This is a genomic window from Cupriavidus pauculus, from assembly GCF_008693385.1.
Classification (GTDB): Bacteria; Pseudomonadota; Gammaproteobacteria; order Burkholderiales; family Burkholderiaceae; genus Cupriavidus; species Cupriavidus pauculus_D.
In genome coordinates, this window is record NZ_CP044065.1 from 1,895,178 (window position 1) to 1,914,881 (window position 19,704).

The following is a 19,704-nucleotide window of genomic DNA, read 5'->3' on the forward strand; positions in this document are numbered from 1 at the left end:
CCCCGGGCCGGGGGGGGAGAGGCCCATCCTCCCTGGCCTCAGGCGATGGCCAACCGCGGCTGCCCCCAGCTCACCGCCCGCGTCTCGCCACGATTCACCTCCCCGCCCTCGACCCGAAACGCCCCCACCGCCCCATCGAGCATCATCGCCTGCTCCTCCAGCGAGTGCGATGCCGCCGCGGCCTGCTCCACCAATGCCGCATTCTGCTGCGTCACGCCCTCCATCTGGTTGATCGCCTCGTTCACCTGCTCGATCCCGCGGCTCTGTTCGTCGGAGGCCGAGGCAATCTCGCCGATCAGGTCGTTCACCCGGCGGATCGCGCGCTTGACGTCGCTCATGGTCTGGCCCGCCTGCGTGGCCTGCACCGAGCCCTCGCGCACGGACGCGACCGAATCGTCGATCAGGCCCTTGATTTCCTTGGCCGCCGCCGAAGACCGCTGCGCCAGGCTGCGCACCTCCCCCGCCACCACCGCGAACCCACGACCCTGCTCGCCAGCGCGCGCGGCTTCCACCGCCGCGTTCAGCGCGAGAATATTGGTCTGGAAGGCAATACCTTCGATCAGCGCCGTGATCTCGGCGATCTTGGCCGAGCCGCCATGCAGGTCTTCCATCGTGTGCACGAGGCGATCGACCACCGTGGCGCCCGCTTCCGCGACGTCATTGGCCTCCAGCGCCAGCGTGTTTGCTTCGCGCGCGTGGTCGGCGTTCTGGCGCACCGTGACCGTCAGTTCCGTCATGCTGGACGCCGTCTCTTCAAGCGAGGCCGCCTGCTGCGCCGTGCGCCCCGACAGGTCCGCGTTGCCGCTGGCGATCTGGCGCGACGCCGTGCTCACCGCCGACGTGGACTGCTGCACCAGCGTCATGGCCTCCCGAATTCGCCCGAGCAGCTGATTGAACGCCGTGGCCGCGTGGCCGATCTCGTCCATGCGCGCCACCGGCGCACGCACCGACAGATCGAGCGATTCGTTGACCTGCTCGATCGACGCGCGCATGCCTTCGAGCCCGCGCCGCACCACGCGGCACAGCAGCCCGCCGAACACGAATGCCGCAATCGCCGCGACGATGGAACCGCCCACGACGTTGGCCACCGCCCAGTGATAGGCCTCGGTGTTGTCGGCCACCTGCAGGCCGGCAATCTTCGTGTTGTAGTCGACGTGGTCGTTGATGGCCTGGCGCAGCTGCGCGGCGCCCTTGTCGAGCGCGCCGCCCGGCGACAGCACCTGCCGCGCGGCCTCGATATCGTTCGCGTTGGACGCCGCGTAGAACGGCACCAGCGCCGTGCGATACGCCTGCATGCCCGCGCGATCGGCCGCGAGCATCTTGCGGTCGTCCTCGTCCTTGATGTCGTTCTGCTCGTAGTCGCGCAGCGCGGCGTCAAAGCGCCCCACGGCGCCCTCGATCACCTTGTCCAGCTGCGCCTTGGCCTGCGGGTCCGACAGCACGAGGTGCCGGTAGCCGAAGACGCGCATATCCGCCACGGCGCCCTTGGCGGCGTCGAGGTCCTTGAAGCTGGGCAATACCTTCGACTGCAGGTACAGCAGCCGCTCCTGCGAGCGATGAATCTGCCAGAGCGCGCAGGCGTTGACGGCCGAGAGCACGAGGGCGATGAGGACGAGCGTCAGGACGATACGTTTGACGATGGTCATTGCAATGAAATCCTGGTTCTGTGTTGGAAGGGTCGACGCGACGCGCGGGTGTGCCCCCGCGCTGCCGTCACGCCGTTTGGAGCCGCGCTGCCACGCCGGTCTCGGCGCGCATCGGCACATTGGGAACAGGTGGGGATGCAGGTTGTAGGACCGCTGGCACGGCCGGCTGCCGCAGCAGGTCGCCATGCTCGGCGCAGAAGGCCATGCCGGCGTCATGCCCGATCTCGAACAGCCGCCGCAGGTTGGAGCGCGACCAGTCGGTGACTTCGGGCCAGTGCTCGGGCGGAATGCCGCCCATCAGATCGACCTTGAGCAGATTGCGCCTGGGCTGCCCCGTGGCGGCGTCGACGTTGTGCTCGAGCTCGAACAGCCGCACGTCCTGCCGCGCGAGCGCGACCAGCGGCGTGATGATCGACTGCACCCACGCGTCGTAGAGCCCGCGCGGCTTGCGGATCAGCTTCTCGGAGCCGAGGATGTCGAAGATCACGAGCGTATCGAGGTCACGATGCAGCCCCGGCGTGTCGGCGCTGTCGGAGACCAGCGCGCCGAAGTTCACGGGCTGGATCGCCGCGCCCTCGATGTAGTCGCTCTCGCCGATGCGATACGGCGGATAGATAAACGGAAACGCGAACGCCGCGCGGATATGGTCGGGCGTGATGTCTTCCTTGCCCCAGATTTCCATGCGCGACTGCGTGACGTTGTACGCGTTGATATAGAAGTGCGTATTGCCCGCGCGCAGCGCGTCGAAGTCGATCGCTTCCTCGGCAAACGGCAGATGCGCGCACAGGCCGAGACTGTTCGGCGTGAGGCTGCTCGGCGACAGGCTCGCCAGCATCAGCCGCATCCAGTCCGCGTGCATGCCGTTGGGACTGTCGGTGCCGAACGCGTCGAAGAACGGACGCGTCCACGGCATCGCGGCGAGCCACTGCCGATAGACATCGGCCGTGTCGCCCGGCTTCATGAAGACTTTGTAGTTGACCGGAAAAACGCGGTAGATCTCGTCGGAGACGCCGGCTTCCATCCAGCGTTCCAGCGCGGCGCGCCGGTCGCCGCCGCGTGGCACCGTGTAGAGCAGACCCATGAGGGCCCCGGCGCCCGCAGTGGAGATGACATCGAACTCGATGCCGTTATCGAGAAATGCCGCTAGTGCGCCGGCAATCAGAGTGGAATTCGGCGCACCGCCGCCAATCAACAACGCCTTTCTGGCCCCGCTGGATGCGGGACGCATTGCTGCATCGCTCATGTTTTCGGCCTCTTGTTGTGCAGGCTGCCCCGTCGGCTGCCCACCGTGCCGTCTCCTCCCTCCGCTGGCGCCCCGCTATGGCGCCCCGTCTTTTGGTGAATACCTTTCCATGGGTAACGGCACGAATCGCCAGCGCCCACATCCATCCTTCGTGGGGTGTCTACTCCGTCACCTTTGGTGCGTGAACGCCCCACTGCCCCAGTGTGGTTCACCGCGCACCGGAATGGCCGGACGCTGGCGACAATGTAGCAACGTCAATACAATGCACGACTTCTTTCTTCTGCCCGCCGTCCCGCGTTTTCCCGATGGACCTCACCCAGCTGATCCTTCCCATGTTCGCCATTGTTATCGCGGGCTGGGCGCTTGCGGCCATGGGCGTGATCTCCCCGCGCGTGGGCGAAGGACTTTCGGACTATGTGTTCGCGGTGGCGGTGCCCGCGCTTATCGTGCAGACGATGGCGCAGCCGAACGAAGGCGCGGCCATCCATGTTGGGTACTGGATCGCGTACTTCGGCGGTTGCGCGCTCGTGTGGGGACTGCTGACGGCGTTCATGCGCTGGCGCGGCATGTCCGAAGGTCAGGCTGCCGTCATTGGCGGCTTTGCCTCGAGCCAGTCGAATACCGTGTTCTTCGGCGTGCCGATCATCCTCGCGGTGTATGGGGATGCGGGCAAGGTGCCGCTATTCCTGCTGCTGGCCGTCCACCTGCCGATCATGATGACCGCGGCCACGGTGCTGATCGAACGCGGCGATGGCGGCACGATGCGCGCGCGGCTCGGGGGCGTGGCCAACCGGCTCGCGCGCAACCCGATCATCATCGCGCTCGTGCTGGGCGGGATTCTGCGCACGCTGCGTATTCCGCTGACCGGCACACCCGCCACGATCGTGAACGCGTTCGGCGTCACGGCATCGACGTGTGCCCTCTTCTCGCTCGGCATCTCGATGCAGCAATACCGCCTGCGCGACGGGCTCGGCGTGGCGGCGCTGATCACGTTCGGCAAGCTCGTGCTGCACCCGCTGTTCGTCTGGGTCATCGCCTTCCACGTGTTCGACATGCCGCCCGCCTACGCGGGCGTGGCCACGATGTTCGCGGCCATGCCGGTCGGCATCAATTCGTATCTGCTGGCATTGCGCTATCGCGCGGGCGAAGCCGCCGTATCGTCGGCGGTGGTGCTGTCCACGATCGTCTCGAGCGTGACGATCGCGGGGTGGATCAAGTGGTTGATGCGGGGGTGAGGGAAGCCTCGTCCACGCCCAATATCACGTCAACCGCCGCACGGCCGGCGATCCGACTACACCTTCTTCTTGCCCGCCACTTCATTTCGAACACGCGACTGCAGCGTACCGAAGGGTGCGGCCGGAAGTTGCGGCTTGGGTGGCTGTTTAGGTTTTTTGGCTTCGCGATTGCCGCGCAACTGACCCTTGGCCATAGCGGTACTCCTTAGTCATTGTTTGCCGACTGGCAGTCCGAGCATACGCGCATAAGGGTCGCGAAAGGGAAATATCTTCCCTGACGCCCGCGAAGGGCCGGAAGTCTTTTCGTCCGCTACCGTACCGATTCAACGATCGCCCACGATCACAATCGAGCCGGAATCAGAACGCTGTCGGCAGAAGCCGCTCGAACTCGGTCTTCACGACGGCATAGCACTCGCAGACGCGTGCCTCCAGCCCTGCGCGATCCAGAATCACGATATGTCCGTGGCTGTAGCGAATCAGCCCCGAAGCCTGTAGTTTCAAAGCGGCTTCTGTCACGCCGGATCGCCTTACTCCGAGCATGTTGGCAATGAGTTCCTGCGTCATCGCCAGATCGTCGGTGGCGAGCCGGTCGCGGCTCAGCAGCAGCCACCGGCAGAGTTGTTGATCAATGGAGTGATGTCGGTTGCAGACCGCCGTCTGTGCCATTTGAGTAATGAGCGCCTGCGTGTACCTCAGCAACAGCTGCTGCATGGCGCCCCCGTGCCGAAACTCCTGCTTCAGTTTCGCGGCACTCATGCGATAAGCAGGACCCGCGCTTTGCACGACGGCGCGGCTCGGCGTGGTCTCCCCGCCCATGAAGATGGCGATGCCAACGATGCCCTCGTTGCCCACGATCGCAATCTCGGCGGAAGCGCCATCCGCCAGTACGTACAGCAGGGAAATGATGGCATCGACAGGAAAGTACACCCACGGTAGCCTGTCCCCCGATTCATGGACGACGTGTCCCAGGGGCATGTGCACCAGCTCCAGGTGAGGAGCAATACGGCTCATGTCGGCAGTGGGCAGCATCGCGAGCAACCGATTGGAGATTGGATCAGGGGCGATCGTCATCACTTTTCTCCAGATCGTTGGCGGATGGCCGGGAGGGAGCGTGAAACCGGCGCCACCGACAGGCGTCGCCATCTTTTGCCAGACCCAGGAAGAACCATGAGAATCGCCCAGATCGCGCCCCTTGCAGAACGCTGCCCCCCCAGCCTATATGGCGGCACCGAACGGATCGTCTCTTATCTCACAGAGGAACTTGTGGCGCAAGGCCATGATGTCACCCTGTTTGCAAGCGGGGACTCGCTCACCAGGGCCGCGCTCGTATCGAGCTGTGACGTGGCGCTGCGCCTCGATGCAAGGATTCGAGACCCCTTGCCGTATTACGCCATGATGCTCGATGACGTCATGTCGCGCGCACACGACTTCGACGTGATGCACTTCCATATCGACATGCTGCACTACCCATTGCTGCAGCGGATGCCCTCAAAGGTCGTCACGACGCTTCACGGGCGACTCGACCTTGCAGATCTCCAACCGTTCTACAGACGATTTCCGCAGTTCCCCGTGGTGTCTGTGTCGGCCGCCCAGCGTCACCCGATGCCGCCCGTCAACTGGGCAGGCACGGTGCTCCATGGTCTGCCTGGAGACCTGCTCGAATACCATGCCGAGGCGTCGGGCGGCTATCTGGCATTCCTGGGACGCATCTCGCCGGAAAAACGCCCCGACCATGCGATCAATATCGCAGCCCGCGCCGGACTGCCGTTGAAGATCGCGGCGAAAATCGACGAGGTCGACCGCGTGTATTGGGAAGGAACGATCAAGCCCATGCTGGACTCCAACCCCTGTTGCGAATACGTGGGCGAGATCGACGAGAACGAGAAGGCGGCGTTCCTCGGGAACGCCGTTGCGCTGCTATTCCCGATCGCGTGGCCAGAGCCTTTCGGCCTGGTCATGATAGAGGCGATGGCGTGCGGCACCCCCGTGATTGCGTTCCGGTGTGGCTCGGTTTGCGAGGTCATCGAGCCCGGCGTCAGCGGCTTTATCGTCGAGACTGTCGATGATGCGGTGGCAGCGGTACATCAGCTGGGCCAGCTGCCGCGCGGTCGCGTGCGCGCCGCGTTCGATGCGCGCTTCACCGTGGGACGCATGGCACGCGATTACGTGCATATCTACCACAGCCTGGCTCTCCCCGCCGCGAGAAGCGTGCTGCGGGACGAGCCTGATGAACTCGAGCTCGCTTGAAGGGAGAGTTTATGCAGGTTGATTCGTTGCCCCATGGCGGCAATGCGACACTGGTCGCAGGTGCGCCTCGTGTGGCGCAGTTCTACATCCCTACGACGGCATCGCTTCAGGAGCGCCGGCCACGCACACTCAAGCATGGGGATACCTTCGGGCTATTCGATCACAACGGCGACGCGATCGGCGCGGTGGGAAGTCCGGAGGGTCTCTACCACCTCGATACCCGCCATCTGTCGTTCCTGCGGCTGTCCATCGATGGCGCACGTCCCATGCTGCTATCTTCGACGCTGAGCGACGACAATTCCGCGCTGACTTGCGATCTGACAAATCCGGACCTCTCGGACGAAGACGGACGCCTCAGGCTGGAACGAGACCTGATTCACCTGCGCCGCACGCGTTTCCTGTGGAACGGCACTTGCTACGAGCGGCTCGCGGTACGCAACTTCGACGAACGCGCGCGCCGCGTACGCATCGAGATCCACTTCGCCGCGGACTTCGCCGATCTGTTCGAAGTGCGAGGCACCCAACGCGCGCGGCGTGGAACCGATCACGACGCGGCGCTAGCGCCGGCGGCCGTCACGTTGTCGTATACGGGCCTGGACAATGTCTTGCGCAGCACCGCGCTTGGCTTCCACCCGACACCGGATGACCTGAAGAAAGACTGCGCAACGTTCGATCTGGTGCTCGATCCGTTGTCGTCGAAGCAATTGTTCGTCGAGGTCCGCTGCACTTCGCCGTCGGCGGATCCTGCGGGCCCCGTGACGTTTCTCTCGGCGCTGCGTAAGTCCCGGCGAGAGCTGCGACGGATGACCAGGCGCGAAACCGCCATCAGGACGTCGAATGAATCGTTCAACGAGCTGACTCGCCGCAGCGTCTCAGACCTGCATATGCTCAGGACGGAGACACCTCACGGCCCCTACCCTTATGCCGGGATCCCATGGTTCAGCACCGCATTCGGGCGAGACGCGATCATCACGGCCCTGCAGATGTTATGGCTGGATCCGCAGCTGGCGCGTGGCGTGCTGCAGTACCTGGCGGCAAAGCAGGCAACCACGATCGATGCGAGCGCCGACGCCGAGCCTGGAAAAATCCTCCACGAGACTCGCCATGGCGAGATGGCGCGACTGGGAGAGGTGCCATTCGGGCTCTATTACGGAAGCGTCGACGCCACGCCACTGTACGTCGTCCTCGCCGGCGCCTACCTCCAGCGCACCGGCGACATGGAAACCATCCGGGCGCTCTGGCCGAACATCCGTGCCGCTCTCGATTGGATCACCGATTTTGGCGATCGCGATGGCGATCTGTTCGTCGAGTACGGTCGACAGTCCTCGGAGGGGCTGATCAACCAGGGGTGGAAGGATAGTCGCGATTCCGTCTTCCATGCGGATGGACAGCTGGCGCCGGGACCCATCGCGCTGGTCGAAGTGCAGGCCTACACCTATGGCGCGTGGAACGCGGCGTCGCTTATCTGCTCGGCGCTTGGGGATACAGCGGGGGCGGCGACCCACGGCGCCAGGGCGGAGGCCCTGCGCGATGCGTTTGACGCCCGCTTCTACGATCAGGAGCTAGGGACGTATGTCCTGGCGCTGGATGGCGACAAGAAGCCTTGCAGAGTCCGGACTTCTAACGCAGGTCACGCGCTGTTCACGGGCATCGCCCGGCCAGAGCGCGCCCAATCGGTGATTGCGGCGTTGATGGATTGCAGGACATTCTGTGGATGGGGGGTTCGCACGGTCTCGTCCGAGGCGGCGCGCTTCAATCCGATGAGCTATCACAACGGATCCGTCTGGCCGCACGACAACGCCCTGATCGCGCAGGGCATGGCGCGCTATGGCCATCACGCGGAGGCCATTCGCATATTCGAGGGTCTGTATTCCGCATCGAACTACATCGATCAACGCCGGCTCCCCGAGTTGTTCTGCGGGTTCCCGCGTCGGCGCAGTCAAGGCCCGACATTCTACCCAGTTGCCTGTTCGCCGCAGGCATGGGCGGCCGCGGCACCGGTACTGCTGTTGCAGGCGTGCCTCGGTCTGGACTTCGATCCGTACGAACCCGCGATAACGTTCAATACGCCGACCTTGCCGTCGTTCCTCGATGAAGTGCTGCTAGACAACCTGACGGTCAGCGGGACAAGTGCGAACGTGGCGATCCGTCGCGTGGAGGGGCGCATCGTCGTCGACGTGATAGCGCGCCGCGGCGCAATCCAGGTGCGCACCCGAGCCTGAGCCCCCGAACGTCGGAGACGAGATCGCCCGCCCCGCCCCTCCAAAAAAAGAAGCCCGCCAAAAAGGAGCGGGCCCGGAGCGACTTATCGCAATGCTGTGCGCGCCGTCGCCGCGCACGGACGAAAATGTATGGGCTTGTGCGTAGGCCGGCTGTCGGCGTTCGTCTGATTCGTTCGATTCGTTTCGTTTGATTCGTCCGGTTCGTCCGATGCGCCATGCGACTCAGTGGCCCGCGCTCTGGCCGCCGTCCACGTGCAGGATCTCGCCCGTGATGAACGGGGCCGACTCCAGGAACAGGACCGCTTCCGCGATATCGCTCATTTCGCCCATATGGCCCACGGGGTGCAGCTTGCCCAGCGCCTCATAAGTTTCCGGTGCGTGCATCGGCGACTTGATGATGCCGGGAGACACGGCGTTCACGCGGATATTGCGCTTGGCGTATTCGATGGCCAGCGACTTGGTGGCCGAGTTGATGCCGCCCTTGGTCAGCGACGCGAGCACCGAGGGCACGCCATCCACGGCGTGGTCGGTCAGGCTGGTCGTGATGCTGACCACATGGCCCTTGCCCTGCTTCTCCATTTCGGCCACGGCCAGTTGCGTGATGTAGAAGAAGCCCGCGAGGTTCACGCCGACCTTCGTCGTGAAGTCCTCCTGCGTGTAGCTCGTGAACGGCTTGGCGATAAAGATGCCGGCGTTGTTGACCAGCGCGTCCACGCGGCCGAACTTTTCCACGGCGGCGGCCACGGCGCGGCGCGCGGTGTCCGGATCGGCGATGTCGCCCGCCACGGCGACGACGTCCTGATCGTCACCCTGCCTGATGCCACGCGCGGTGGCGACCACGCGATAACCGCGTTGACGATAGGCCTTCACCAGCTCTGCGCCGATGCCTTGCGATGCGCCGGTAATGATGGCGACCTTCTGCGTCGCTTGCGTGGATTGCGTGGTTTGCGTTGTGCTCATGATGAACCTCTTCAATATTGGGATTGACCTTGGCGTCTTGCGCTTGCCAATCGAACCGTCGTGGTCGATGGCGTAAATCTAGGTCAGCCCCGGAGATTCATGAACGGCCTGCCTCCACAAACACTTGTGCGCGGCGGTAACAAATGCGGATTACGGTACCCACCAGAACCGCGTGATATGGAAGAACACGGGCGCCGCAAACACCACGGAATCGAGCCGGTCCAGCATGCCGCCGTGGCCCTGGATCATGTGCCCCCAGTCCTTGATGCCCCGGTCGCGCTTGATGGCCGACATCACGAGCCCGCCGAAGAACCCCATCAGCGCGATGACCAGCGCCACGGCCCCCGCCTTCAGCGGCGAACCGTAAGGCGTGATCCACCACAGCGACGCGCCCAGCGCCGTCGCGCTCAGCACGCCGCCGACAAACCCCTCGACGGTCTTGGAAGGCGACAGCGTCGGCGCGATCTTGCGCTTGCCGACGAGCTTCCCCCATACGTACTGCAGCACATCGCTGCCCTGCACCACGATCACGAGAAACGCGATCAACAGCAGGTTGCGCTCCTCGAAATCGGGAATCGGCAGCGTAAGCAATGCGGGCACGTGGGAGATGCAGAACACGCAGATCATCACCGCCCACTGCACGCCCGCGCATCGCTCCAGAAAGCGCGTGGTCTCCGAAGACACCGCGGCGAGAATCGGCAGGAACAGGAACGCATAGACCGGGATAAAGATCGAGAACAATCCATACCAGCCGATGTACACGAGCACGTACTGCGCGGGCAGAAAGAAGAAGAACGCCGCGACGATCGCGCGATGGTCGCCGCGCCGCGTGGTGGTGATCGTCACGAACTCGCGCAGCGCATAGAACGACAGCAGGCCGAACAGGATCACGATCGCGCCGCGTCCCATCGCGAACACCACGCCAAGAATGCCGATCATCCACCACCACGCGGAAACGCGCGACGCGAGGTTGTCGATCACGTTGTTGGGCTGGCCCTTCGCCACACGCCAGCGCAGGATCGACGTGACCAGCGACGCGAAAATCAGCACGCCGAACGCGCCGGCAAACAGCAATTGGGTCTCATGCATCATGTGCAGGCTCTGCATGGTGATCAGTCTTCCAGCTCGGGGGCGATCGACAGCAGCCCATTCCGGGCGCGCTCGAGAAATGCTTCCTTGGACTCGTCAGGGGCCAGCGTCAGCGGCGTGCCGAACGTCACCGTACAGAGCAGCGGCACCGGCACGATCTCGCCCTTCGGCATCACACGATTGAGGTTGTCGATCCAGACGGGCACGAACTCGACGGGCGCATCGACGGTATCGGCCGTGCAGCTGCGCGCGAGGTGGTAGATGCCGCTCTTGAACGGAAGCAGCCGCGCGTCCGTCGTGTTGCGCGTGCCCTCGGGGAAGATGATCAGCGACGATCCGGCGGCCAGCGCGTCCTTCATCTGCGAGACCGGATCCGCGACCGCACCGCCGGCCGCTCCACCCTGCCCGCCGGTCCGATCGATCAGTAGCGCATGGAACACGTCACGCCCGATGAATCGCCGGAGCGGCGACTTCAGCCAGTAATCGGCGCCCGCCACGGGCCGCGTAGAAGGCCGCAGATCGGGTGGCAGGCTGCCCCAGATCAGCACGAAATCGCCATGGCTGCTGTGGTTGGCAAAGTACACGCGCTGCGCGGCGGACGGGATGCAGCCGTTCCATCGCGCCTGCATACCGGTCAATAGCCGCGCAAAGCCGATGATCGCGCGCGCGACGAGTCTTGCTATCCAGTTCATGCGGTAAAGACGTCCAGGAGAAAAGAAGTCATGACAGCCGCGCGAACAGGATCAGCATCGCGGCCACCCATTGCCATGCGGCCAGCAGCGCCGCGTATTTGAGGAAGCGGCTCGCGCCGCGCACACGATCGGCCAGCGGACGCGGCGGCAGCTTGCTCGCGTCGCTGGCGGAGATCCACCCGAGCGCGACCATCGCGGCATCCAGCGAACGCAGATCGCCCTCGCCCTGCATATGCGCCAGTGCCGCGAACAGGCCCCGATCGATCTCGATGCGGATAAGCAGGACCAGCTGCGTCAGTGCGGCGAGTCCGCACAACGCGCCGATCCATAGCCACTGCGATCCGGCCGACAGCATGATGCCGGCCAGCAGCACATCGGCAAACGCAAGCACGAGGCCCACCACATTGAGCCGCGCGGCCGCGCGCAGCGAAGCGTTGGCCGCATGCACGAGCCAGCGCGCGTCGAGGGGCGGCAGGGTAGCGTCGTCACTGTGCGGCATGCGATGGCTCCACGAACTGCTCCACAAACGTTGTCAGCGCCGCCACGCTGGCGGGCCCCAGCACCACATGCGGCCGCGCCGCGCGCAGCGCGGCAAGCGCCTGCTCCGCCGTGCATCGCCGATGCACGGCCAGCCAGCATGCCACCACGAGCGCGCTGCGCGAATACCCGAGCGCGCAGGTGACCAGCACGGTCCGCCCCTCGCGATGCCATGCCTCGATCTGCCGCACGGCGCGCTGCAACTGCGCCTGCGACGGCACCGTCAGGTCCAGCACGGGCACGCAGCAATACGCATCGCTCTCCACTCGCCGCGGAAACTCGGCGGTCAGGTCCAGCAGCGCATCGGCATCCGCCTGCCGCATCTCGGCTTCGCCAGGCAGGCGGCCGATCCACACGCCATCCGCCACGTGATCGACCGCCGCATGCCCGCGCGTCCACCAGCGCGAGTTGAGAAACGCGCCCGCCAGATACGGGGCGAGCATCCACCAGGCCGCCATCGGCAACGCGCCGTCGTCGCCCTTGCCAAAGCCTTCCGCGCGACCCATGCGATAGATCCATGCCACGCACAGCAACGCTAGCGCGACCCAGACGAGTACGAGCCATGCGGTCACGGAGACCTGCAAGGCGGCCAGCGACAGCAGCAGCACCACGCCGGCGCCGATGCCATAACGCAAGGCCAGCGCGCGCGCCCGCGGATCGATGCCCGACGGCTCGACGCCCACCGCCAGCCCCGTGGCTTCCGCGGGCACGACCGCGCGCGCGAGCGGAAACGCGAACACGCAGAGCCATCCCACGAGCCAGCCCGTCGGCAGGTCGATCAGGTGATGCTGGTAGGTCGTCAGCACCGACACGCCGATCAGCGCGAACCAGCCATGCAACAGCCACCGCCAGCGGCCGGACAGATGCAATGCATAGGCGACCCACAGCACGACCAGCAGGCTGATATGGAGCGACGGCGCCTGATTGAACGGCTTGTCGAACCCGCCGAGCAGCGTGAACAGCTGGCCCGCCCATCCATCGGCGGGCGGACGATCGAACGCAAACCGCAGCGGGAACGCGACAAAGCACACGACCGACACGACCTGCGCCATCAGCAGGCGCTTCACGTGCGTGAGCAACCCTTCGCGCGTCCGCCACAGGAAGAACGAGAGACCGTACAGCAGATCGATCGACCAGTACGGCAGGATGGTCCACGGCACGAACGGGATATACCGCTCCCAGTCGTAGTGGAAGTACGGCACGTTCGCGCGCTGGCTTGCGAGCCAGTTGGCGGCGTTATAGGTGCCGAAGAAGAGCACCGCCATGCCGGCCAGCAGCGTAATGGCCAGCCCCCACGGGCGGCGTGCCGGTATTGCGCTGGCGACGACGCTTGCCATCACGCCACCCGCCGCGCGAGGCTCACGGTAAAGATGCCCCAGGGATCGATCCGCTGCGCGACTTTTTCGAACCCCGCTTCCCGCACGAGTTCGTCCATCTCCGCCTGCGAGCGGCGCCGCATGACCCATGCCGACCCCGCGCGATGGCTGGTCAGCGCGCGCGCGATGAATTCCAGCTGCGGATGCCACGGCTGCCCCGTGTAGACGAGGTACCCGCCGGGCCGCACCGCGCGAGACAGACCGCCGAGCGAGCGCGCCACCATCTCGTTGTCGCCGAACAGCTCGTACAACCCGGAGACGATGGCCAGCGTGGGCGCGGGATCCAGCGCGGCCAGACTCTCGGCATCGAACGCATCGCCGCGCACGAAGCGCGCCATATGCCCGAGCCCTTTCGCGCGGATCAGCGCGCTGCCCTGCTCGACATTGAGCTCGCTGTAGTCGCGCAGCAGGATGCTCTCCACGGCGGCGCCATTGAGCGCCCCGAGCCGCTGCTGCTGCGAAGCGAGCGCCTCCAGCACATAGCGGCCATGGCCCGCCGCGATATCGACGATCCGCGCCGGTGTGCCGGACGCATGCAATCGCGCGATCGCCTCGCCGATCAGTTCCTCGACGTGCACCTTGCGCTGCCGGATACCGCGCCAGCCGATCGCATCGAGGTAATTGCGATCCATCACCTTGCCGATGCCGAATCGCCCCGCCGCCTCGTTGCGATACACGTAATCGAGCGTCGATCCCGAATCGAATCCGGTCTCGTGGCCCAGCCGCACGCCGCGCGACAAGGTGCCGCCGAAGCGCAGGCCCGCGCGCGTGACCGCCCAGTACAGACCTGCCGGGCTCATCGGCGCCAGCGGTTGCGCGAGGCGATCGGACTCGTCGCGGAAGGGCCCTTCCCGGTCGGCGTGGCGCAGCGATACGCGCGCGGACGGCGCCTCGCACTCCTGCACGATAAACCGCCGCGCCGCGCTCACGGCCTTTGCGCGATCGCGCTCGCCCAGCGTGTCGTGATAGAAGCCGTCGAGCACGATCTTCTCCTTGACGCGCGCGCCCAGGCGATCGAAGAACGCATCCTGCGGTCCGCGATGGACTACCCAGTCCGCGCCCGAGATCAGCAGTTGCGTCGGCACCGTGATGGCCGCGGCATCCGCCACGATGCGCTCGGCCGCGTCGTACAGGTCGAGCAGAATGTTCACGGCGATCGGCCGCGTGATCAGCGGATCGGTGTCGTAGCTCGCGATGCGTTCGGGATCGTGCGTGAGGAACTTCGCCTTGACGTAGCTGTTGACGAAGAACTTGCCGCGCAGCTTGTGCATCAGCCTGAGCCCCGGCCGCGCGAACGGCACATAGAGCTTGACCTTGAACGCCGGCGACGCCAGCACCAGTGCGCGCAGCGGCGGTGCGTAGTCGTGGACCCATGTGGACGCCAGCACCGCCCCCACGCTCTGCGCGACCACGGCCATCTCCGCGACGGCAATCCCGTAGGTGGCGCCGATATGATCGACAAAGGTCTGGATATCGCGCACCGATGTGGCCAGGCTCGGGCTGTAGCCGCGCTCCCCGGGCGACCGGCCATGCCCGCGCGCGTCCCACGCAAAGAATGCGTGCCCCGGCAGATCGAATTCGTCCACGAGGTGCGCGACGCGCCCGGAGTGTTCATGGCCGCGATGGAACAGCAGGACCGCGCGCTTCGGCAAGGCGTCATCGACCGCCGCCCAGTATCGGTAGAACAAGGTCTGGCCGTCGTGCGTCTGGAACTGCGATTCGATCGGGGTTCGCGGGGTTCGCGGGATAGAAGCCACGGCACTCACTCCTCGGTGGACGGCGTGCTGCGCGATGATGCGGCGCGCGCTACGGTAGCTTCCTGCACGCCACGCTGCACGCGCCGTACGATGGTGGCGATGGAGAGCAGGCACAGCACGCCCCAGATCCAGCCGCCATAGTGACCGGGACCGAAGCCGAGGCCCAGCCAGAGCCCGAGCGCGCCGAGCACGAACGCGCGGTCGCTCTTGCCGAGCGGGCCGTCGTAGCGGCGGCTGGCGCCGACCATCGGCCCGATAAGTCCCGCGCACTCGACCATCACGGCGAGCACGGCGAACGGCAGGACGCCGGTACCGAACGGCAGTACGAATGGAATCACGAGCGCGAGGTCGGAGACGATATCGCCAAGTTCGTTGAGGTAGGCGCCGAGCACACTCTGCTGGTTGTGCTCGCGGGCCAGCATGCCGTCGATGGCATTGAGGGCCATGCGCAGGAACAGCCAGACCGGCATCAGCAGGAATATCCCCGGCAGCCAGATCAGCGCGCCCACGAGGCCGCCCACGACGATCGACCCCACCATGGCCGCGAGGGTCACCTGATTGGCGGTAACGCCGCGCGCGGCCAGCTTTTGCACGAGCGGCCGAAGCCGCGCCTGGAATTTCGGTTTGATCTGGTAGAGCGTCATCTTGGCTTGTGTGTTCTTGTTCCCGATGCGTGCCGCCGACCTGCTGCCGGCGATCATACTGCGTTCGCCCGCCGCGATTGTCTCCCATAAGCGACATTCAGGGAACCGTTTGGCGTTGACATCACCGGATCGAACCCATAAACAGGTGTCAGCCGCCGGCAGGACGGCCGCCGGAAATCTGGGGTAACCGCCCACTCGTCTACAATGACGCGCATCGGCACACTGCGGGCAACCTACTGACCTATGACCAAGCAACTCGTACGCGTGGAATCGGGCGTACCCGGACTGGACACCATCCTGTGCGGCGGCCTGGTCCAGGGGGCGTCCTACATCGTGCAGGGCAGTCCCGGCGCCGGCAAGACCATCCTTGCAAGCCAGTTCGCGTTCCGTCAGGTGCGCGGCGGTGGGCGAGTCCTCTACGCGACGCTACTTGCCGAGTCTCATGACCGCCTCTTCCAGGCGCTCTCGACGTTCGACTTCTACGACCCATCGATCGTCGGCCAGGACATCTTCTACATCAGCCTGTTCAAGGTCCTGCGCGACGAAGGCCTCCCCGCGCTCGTCAATGCGCTGCGCGCCGAACTCGCGCGCCAGCGCTGTACCACGCTGGTCCTCGACGGCCTGCTGATCGCAAAGGATCGCGCGGAGACCGCGCTCGACGTCAAGACGTTCGTCGCCGAACTGCAGAGCCATGCCGCGTTCACGGGCTGCACGGTGCTGTTCCTGACCAGCGCGCGCGTCGATGACGTGAGCCCCGAGCACACGATGGTCGATGGCGTGCTGCAGCTCAAGGAAGAACTGGTCGGCATCCGCACCGTGCGGCTCATTCGCGTGTCCAAGTCGCGCGGCAGCGCGGCGCTAGGCGGCTATCACCAGTACCGCATCTCCAATCAGGGCATCGACGTCTATCCGCGCCTGGAGGCACAGCACGGCAGGCCGTCCGAGGACGAGGTGGTCGTGCACGCGCGCGCCGCGAGCGGCGTCGATGGCTTCGAGGCCATTACCGGCGGCGGCATTACCGCTGCATCGGTCTCCCTGCTGCTGGGGCCCGCCGGCAGCGGCAAGACCACGTTCGGCCTCAACTTCCTGCACCAGGCCACGCCGGAGGCGCCCGCGCTGTATTTCGGCTTCTACGAATCGCCGAAGCGGCTGCGCGCGAAGGCGCAGGCCCTGGGCATCCCGCTGGAGCCGCTGGAACGGTCGGGCGCGCTGCATATCGACTGGCATCCGCTCACGGAGAACCTGCTGGACTCGCTCGGCCATCAATTGCTCAATACCGTGCGCGCGAAGGGTATCCGCAGGCTGTTCGTCGATGGCATTACCGGCTTCGAGCGCGCGGCGGTGCACCCTGCCCGGCTCGTCGAGTTCTACACCGCGCTCTCCAACGAGCTGCGCACCCTCGGCGTGACGGCCATCGGCACGCTGGAGACGCGCGACATCCCGGGCGTGACCGGATTCCACACGCTGCCCGAGTATTCGAGCCTGATGGACAACCTCGTGTCGCTGCGGCACGCCGTGATCAACGGCGAACTGCGACGGTTCATCAGCATCGTCAAGATGCGCGACAGCGCGTTCGACAATGGACTGCACGAAGTGCAGATCGGCCAGGGTGGCCTGCAGGTACGCAGTCGCATGACGATCACGTCCGACGCGTTCGGCGGACAGCAGGCAACCTTTGAATCCGGCCAGCAACTTTCCGCGCGGATCTGATCCATGGCAACCGTAGTCGTCATCGACGACGAAACGATGAATGCCGATGCGCTGGCGTTCATGCTCTCCACCGAGGGCGTGCGCGTGGTGACGGCCGCCGACGGTGCGGAGGGGCTGCGCGTGATTGCCGCGGAGTCCCCCGACGTCGTCGTGACCGATTTCATGATGCCGGTCATGACGGGGCTCGAACTCGCCCGCGCGTTGCGCACGGAGCCGCAGTACGCGGCCTATGCCCATCTTCCGCTGATTCTGCTGACCGCCGCGCAGGCCGATATCGGCCGCAGCCATCCCGAACTGTTCGATGCGGTGCTCGAGAAGCCTTGCCCGCCCGCCGACGTCATTGCCACCGTGCTCGAATGGATCTGCAAGCGTGGCGGCCCCAGCGGGGACGGTGGCAATACCGGCGGCAACAACGGCGGCAATAGCGACGCACCATGATCGTCCCCGCCGGCGGCGCCAATGCGATCCAGCCGATGGAACTCGGGTTCTTCTCGTCGCTGGTCGCGGCGGGCAGCCTGAGCGCCGCGGCGCGTGACCTCGGCGTGTCCACCGCGGCCGTCAGCAAGCGGCTCTCGCAAATGGAAGCGCGGCTCGGCATGCCGCTGGTCGTCCGCACCACGCGGCGCATGAGCCTGACGCCCGAGGGCGAAGTCCTCCTCGAACATGCGCGGCGCATCCTTGCCGATATCGACGACCTCCAGCAACTGCTGTCGAACGCCGCGGGACGGCCCAGCGGCCTGCTGCGCGTGAACGCGACGCTCGGTTTCGGCCGCATGCATCTGGCGCCCGTCATCGCCGAGTACAGCCGCATGTACCCCGACGTCGATGTGCAGCTGCAGCTGTCGGCCGACCCGCCGCCCTTGTCGGAAGACGCATTCGATGTCTGCGTGCGTTTCGGCGAACCACCCGATGCGCGCATCATCGCGCGCAAGCTTGCCCCGAACCGCCGCCTGCTGTGCGCCGCCCCGAAGTACCTGCGCGAGCATGGCGAACCGCTGACGCCCACCGATCTGCTGCGTCACAACTGCATCGGCATCCGCCAGGGCAGCGATGCGTATGGCGTGTGGCGACTGACGCCGCTCAAGGGGGCCAAGTCGCGCACGGAAACCATCCACGTGCGGGGCAACCTGACCACCAACGATGGCGAGATTGCCGTGACGTGGGCGCTCGGCGGGCTCGGTATCGTCATGCGCGCGGAATGGGATATCGAACGCTATCTGCGCAGCGGCCGCCTCGTGCAGGTATTGCCGCAGTACGCGACGCCGGAAGCCGATATCTATGCCGTGTATCCGCACCGGCACCGGCTGTCGTCACGCATCCGGCTGTTCGTGGATTTTCTTGCGACGCGGTTTGCGAAGCTGGGCCACTAGCGCGCCCTCCGCTTCCAGCCAGCTACGGAACGTCGAGATCAGCGGATCGCCCTCGCGCGCCTCCGGCACGTAAGTGCAATAGCTGCGCGACGGCAGCCGCGGCCCCGCGAACGGCATCACCAGCCGCCCCGCCTCCAGATCGCTGGCCACCAGCGCGGAAGGGGCCACCGCCACGCCCACACCGTCGATTGCCGCCTGGATCGTCAGATAGAAATGGTCCAGCGTCATCGACGAGGCGGGCCGCAGCGCGGGCAATCCGGCCTTGGCCAGCCAATCGGGCCACAACCGCGGCAGGCTCGTCGTATGCAGCAGCGTATGCCGCTCGAGATCCGCGGGTGCGCGCAGACGTCCACGCTGCTTCAGCGCGGGGCTGCAAACGGGAACCCGTTCCTCGGTCAGGAACGGCCGCATGACATACCCGTAGAACGTGTCGGGCCCACCCCGCACGATCAGGTCGTACTCGCCCGTCAGGCTCTCGACGGGTTCGTTCGACGTATCCATCGTGATTTCGACATCGGCATGCGCGGCCCGAAACGCCGCGAGCCGCGGCACCAGCCAGCGCAGCGCGAACGTGGCCGACGCGTTGATCGTCAACCCGCGCGGCGCGGCGCGCGGCAACCCATACCGCGACGTCGATTGCGCAAGGTGCGCGAACAGCGGCCCGATATCGTCGAGATACGCGCGCGCGGCCGCGGTGAGGGCGACGCCGCGATGCTGCCGCTCGAACAATGGCGCGCCGAGCCATTCCTCGAGGGTACGCACCTGCTGGCTCACGGCGCCCTGCGTCACATGCAGTTCGGCCGCCGCCTCCTTGAAACTGCCCAGACGGCCCGCGGCCTCGAAAGCGCGCAGGGCATTGAGCGGCGGCAGCAATGGCTTCATCGGTTTAGCTTTTCTATTGCAAAAGCCCAATTTATCTGGTTTGCGCGCCCATCACAAGATAGATATTCTGCACCGATTCGATTTCCAACCCATC

General features: G+C 65.6%; 18 protein-coding genes. 6 read left to right on the forward strand and 12 right to left on the reverse strand.

Translation table 11 applies throughout. The features are described 5' to 3' along the window. Positions 1-38: 38 nt before the first annotated feature. Complete coding sequence (locus FOB72_RS32860) at positions 39-1,646, reverse strand: methyl-accepting chemotaxis protein (protein ID WP_150372150.1); 1,608 nt, start codon at positions 1,644-1,646, stop codon at positions 39-41. Between the two features lie 67 nt (positions 1,647-1,713). Then, entirely contained in the window at positions 1,714-2,889 is a 1,176-nt protein-coding gene (locus FOB72_RS08685) for a patatin-like phospholipase family protein (protein ID WP_223851274.1), read from the reverse strand. Positions 2,890-3,221: 332 nt separating this feature from the next. Between FOB72_RS08685 and FOB72_RS08690 the strand changes: the two genes are divergently transcribed. Continuing rightward, entirely contained in the window at positions 3,222-4,124 is a 903-nt protein-coding gene (locus FOB72_RS08690) for an AEC family transporter (RefSeq protein WP_223851275.1), read from the forward strand. Positions 4,125-4,180: 56 nt separating this feature from the next. Here the strand turns inward: FOB72_RS08690 and FOB72_RS32165 are convergent, their stop codons facing one another. Further along, a complete protein-coding gene (locus FOB72_RS32165; protein ID WP_191002114.1) occupies positions 4,181-4,318 on the reverse strand; it encodes a hypothetical protein in 138 nt (45 codons plus the stop codon). Positions 4,319-4,481: 163 nt separating this feature from the next. After that, positions 4,482-5,195 carry a Crp/Fnr family transcriptional regulator gene (locus tag FOB72_RS08695; RefSeq protein ID WP_150372152.1) on the reverse strand — a complete coding sequence of 238 codons (714 nt, stop codon included), beginning with the start codon at positions 5,193-5,195 and terminating at the stop codon, positions 4,482-4,484. A 96-nt stretch (positions 5,196-5,291) separates the two neighbouring features. Here FOB72_RS08695 and FOB72_RS08700 point away from each other — a divergent pair, with 96 nt between their 5' ends. Next, positions 5,292-6,371, forward strand: coding sequence for a glycosyltransferase family 4 protein (locus FOB72_RS08700; protein WP_150372153.1), 1,080 nt, complete (start codon positions 5,292-5,294; stop codon positions 6,369-6,371). Positions 6,372-6,382: 11 nt separating this feature from the next. Then, entirely contained in the window at positions 6,383-8,593 is a 2,211-nt protein-coding gene (locus FOB72_RS08705; protein ID WP_150372154.1) for an amylo-alpha-1,6-glucosidase, read from the forward strand. Positions 8,594-8,815: 222 nt separating this feature from the next. On the opposite strand, the gene FOB72_RS08710 is transcribed toward FOB72_RS08705, so the two are convergent. From FOB72_RS08710 to FOB72_RS08740, 7 genes are all read right to left on the reverse strand, one after another. Continuing rightward, on the reverse strand, positions 8,816-9,553 hold the full coding sequence (locus tag FOB72_RS08710) for an SDR family NAD(P)-dependent oxidoreductase (protein ID WP_150372155.1): 738 nt from the start codon (positions 9,551-9,553) through the stop codon (positions 8,816-8,818). A gap of 150 nt (positions 9,554-9,703) precedes the next feature. Next, positions 9,704-10,660, reverse strand: a complete 957-nt coding sequence (locus FOB72_RS08715) for a phosphatidate cytidylyltransferase (protein WP_150372156.1) — start codon at positions 10,658-10,660, stop codon at positions 9,704-9,706. A gap of 5 nt (positions 10,661-10,665) precedes the next feature. Further along, entirely contained in the window at positions 10,666-11,334 is a 669-nt protein-coding gene (locus FOB72_RS08720; protein ID WP_150372157.1) for a lysophospholipid acyltransferase family protein, read from the reverse strand. Between the two features lie 28 nt (positions 11,335-11,362). Beyond that, positions 11,363-11,833, reverse strand: a complete 471-nt coding sequence (locus FOB72_RS08725) for a hypothetical protein (protein WP_223851276.1) — start codon at positions 11,831-11,833, stop codon at positions 11,363-11,365. Continuing rightward, the gene (locus tag FOB72_RS08730; RefSeq protein ID WP_150372158.1) at positions 11,820-13,208 is read right to left on the reverse strand and encodes a phosphatase PAP2/dual specificity phosphatase family protein; all 1,389 of its coding nucleotides are present in this window, start codon (positions 13,206-13,208) and stop codon (positions 11,820-11,822) included. The genes FOB72_RS08725 and FOB72_RS08730 overlap by 14 nt, the downstream gene beginning before the upstream one ends. Further along, positions 13,208-15,004: a bifunctional alpha/beta hydrolase/class I SAM-dependent methyltransferase gene (locus FOB72_RS08735; protein WP_191002115.1), complete on the reverse strand. Its 1,797-nt coding sequence runs from the start codon at positions 15,002-15,004 to the stop codon at positions 13,208-13,210. The genes FOB72_RS08730 and FOB72_RS08735 overlap by 1 nt, the downstream gene beginning before the upstream one ends. Positions 15,005-15,009: 5 nt before the next feature. Continuing rightward, complete coding sequence (locus FOB72_RS08740) at positions 15,010-15,648, reverse strand: CDP-alcohol phosphatidyltransferase family protein (protein WP_150372159.1); 639 nt, start codon at positions 15,646-15,648, stop codon at positions 15,010-15,012. Positions 15,649-15,891: 243 nt separating this feature from the next. Between FOB72_RS08740 and FOB72_RS08745 the strand changes: the two genes are divergently transcribed. Genes FOB72_RS08745 through FOB72_RS08755 form a run of 3 tightly spaced genes read left to right on the forward strand, consistent with a single transcriptional unit; the run spans position 15,892 to position 18,728 of the window. Then, the gene (locus tag FOB72_RS08745; protein WP_150372160.1) at positions 15,892-17,358 is read left to right on the forward strand and encodes an ATPase domain-containing protein; all 1,467 of its coding nucleotides are present in this window, start codon (positions 15,892-15,894) and stop codon (positions 17,356-17,358) included. 3 nt (positions 17,359-17,361) lie between these two features. After that, positions 17,362-17,796 (forward strand): response regulator, encoded by a 435-nt coding sequence (locus FOB72_RS08750; protein ID WP_150372161.1) that lies wholly within the window; start codon positions 17,362-17,364, stop codon positions 17,794-17,796. Further along, complete coding sequence (locus tag FOB72_RS08755; protein ID WP_150372162.1) at positions 17,793-18,728, forward strand: LysR family transcriptional regulator; 936 nt, start codon at positions 17,793-17,795, stop codon at positions 18,726-18,728. The genes FOB72_RS08750 and FOB72_RS08755 overlap by 4 nt, the downstream gene beginning before the upstream one ends. Here the strand turns inward: FOB72_RS08755 and gcvA are convergent. After that, positions 18,669-19,610 carry a transcriptional regulator GcvA gene (gene gcvA, locus FOB72_RS08760; protein WP_150372163.1) on the reverse strand — a complete coding sequence of 314 codons (942 nt, stop codon included), beginning with the start codon at positions 19,608-19,610 and terminating at the stop codon, positions 18,669-18,671. The two genes, FOB72_RS08755 and gcvA, sit on opposite strands and share 60 nt — an antisense overlap. Between the last annotated feature and the right edge of the window lie 94 nt (positions 19,611-19,704).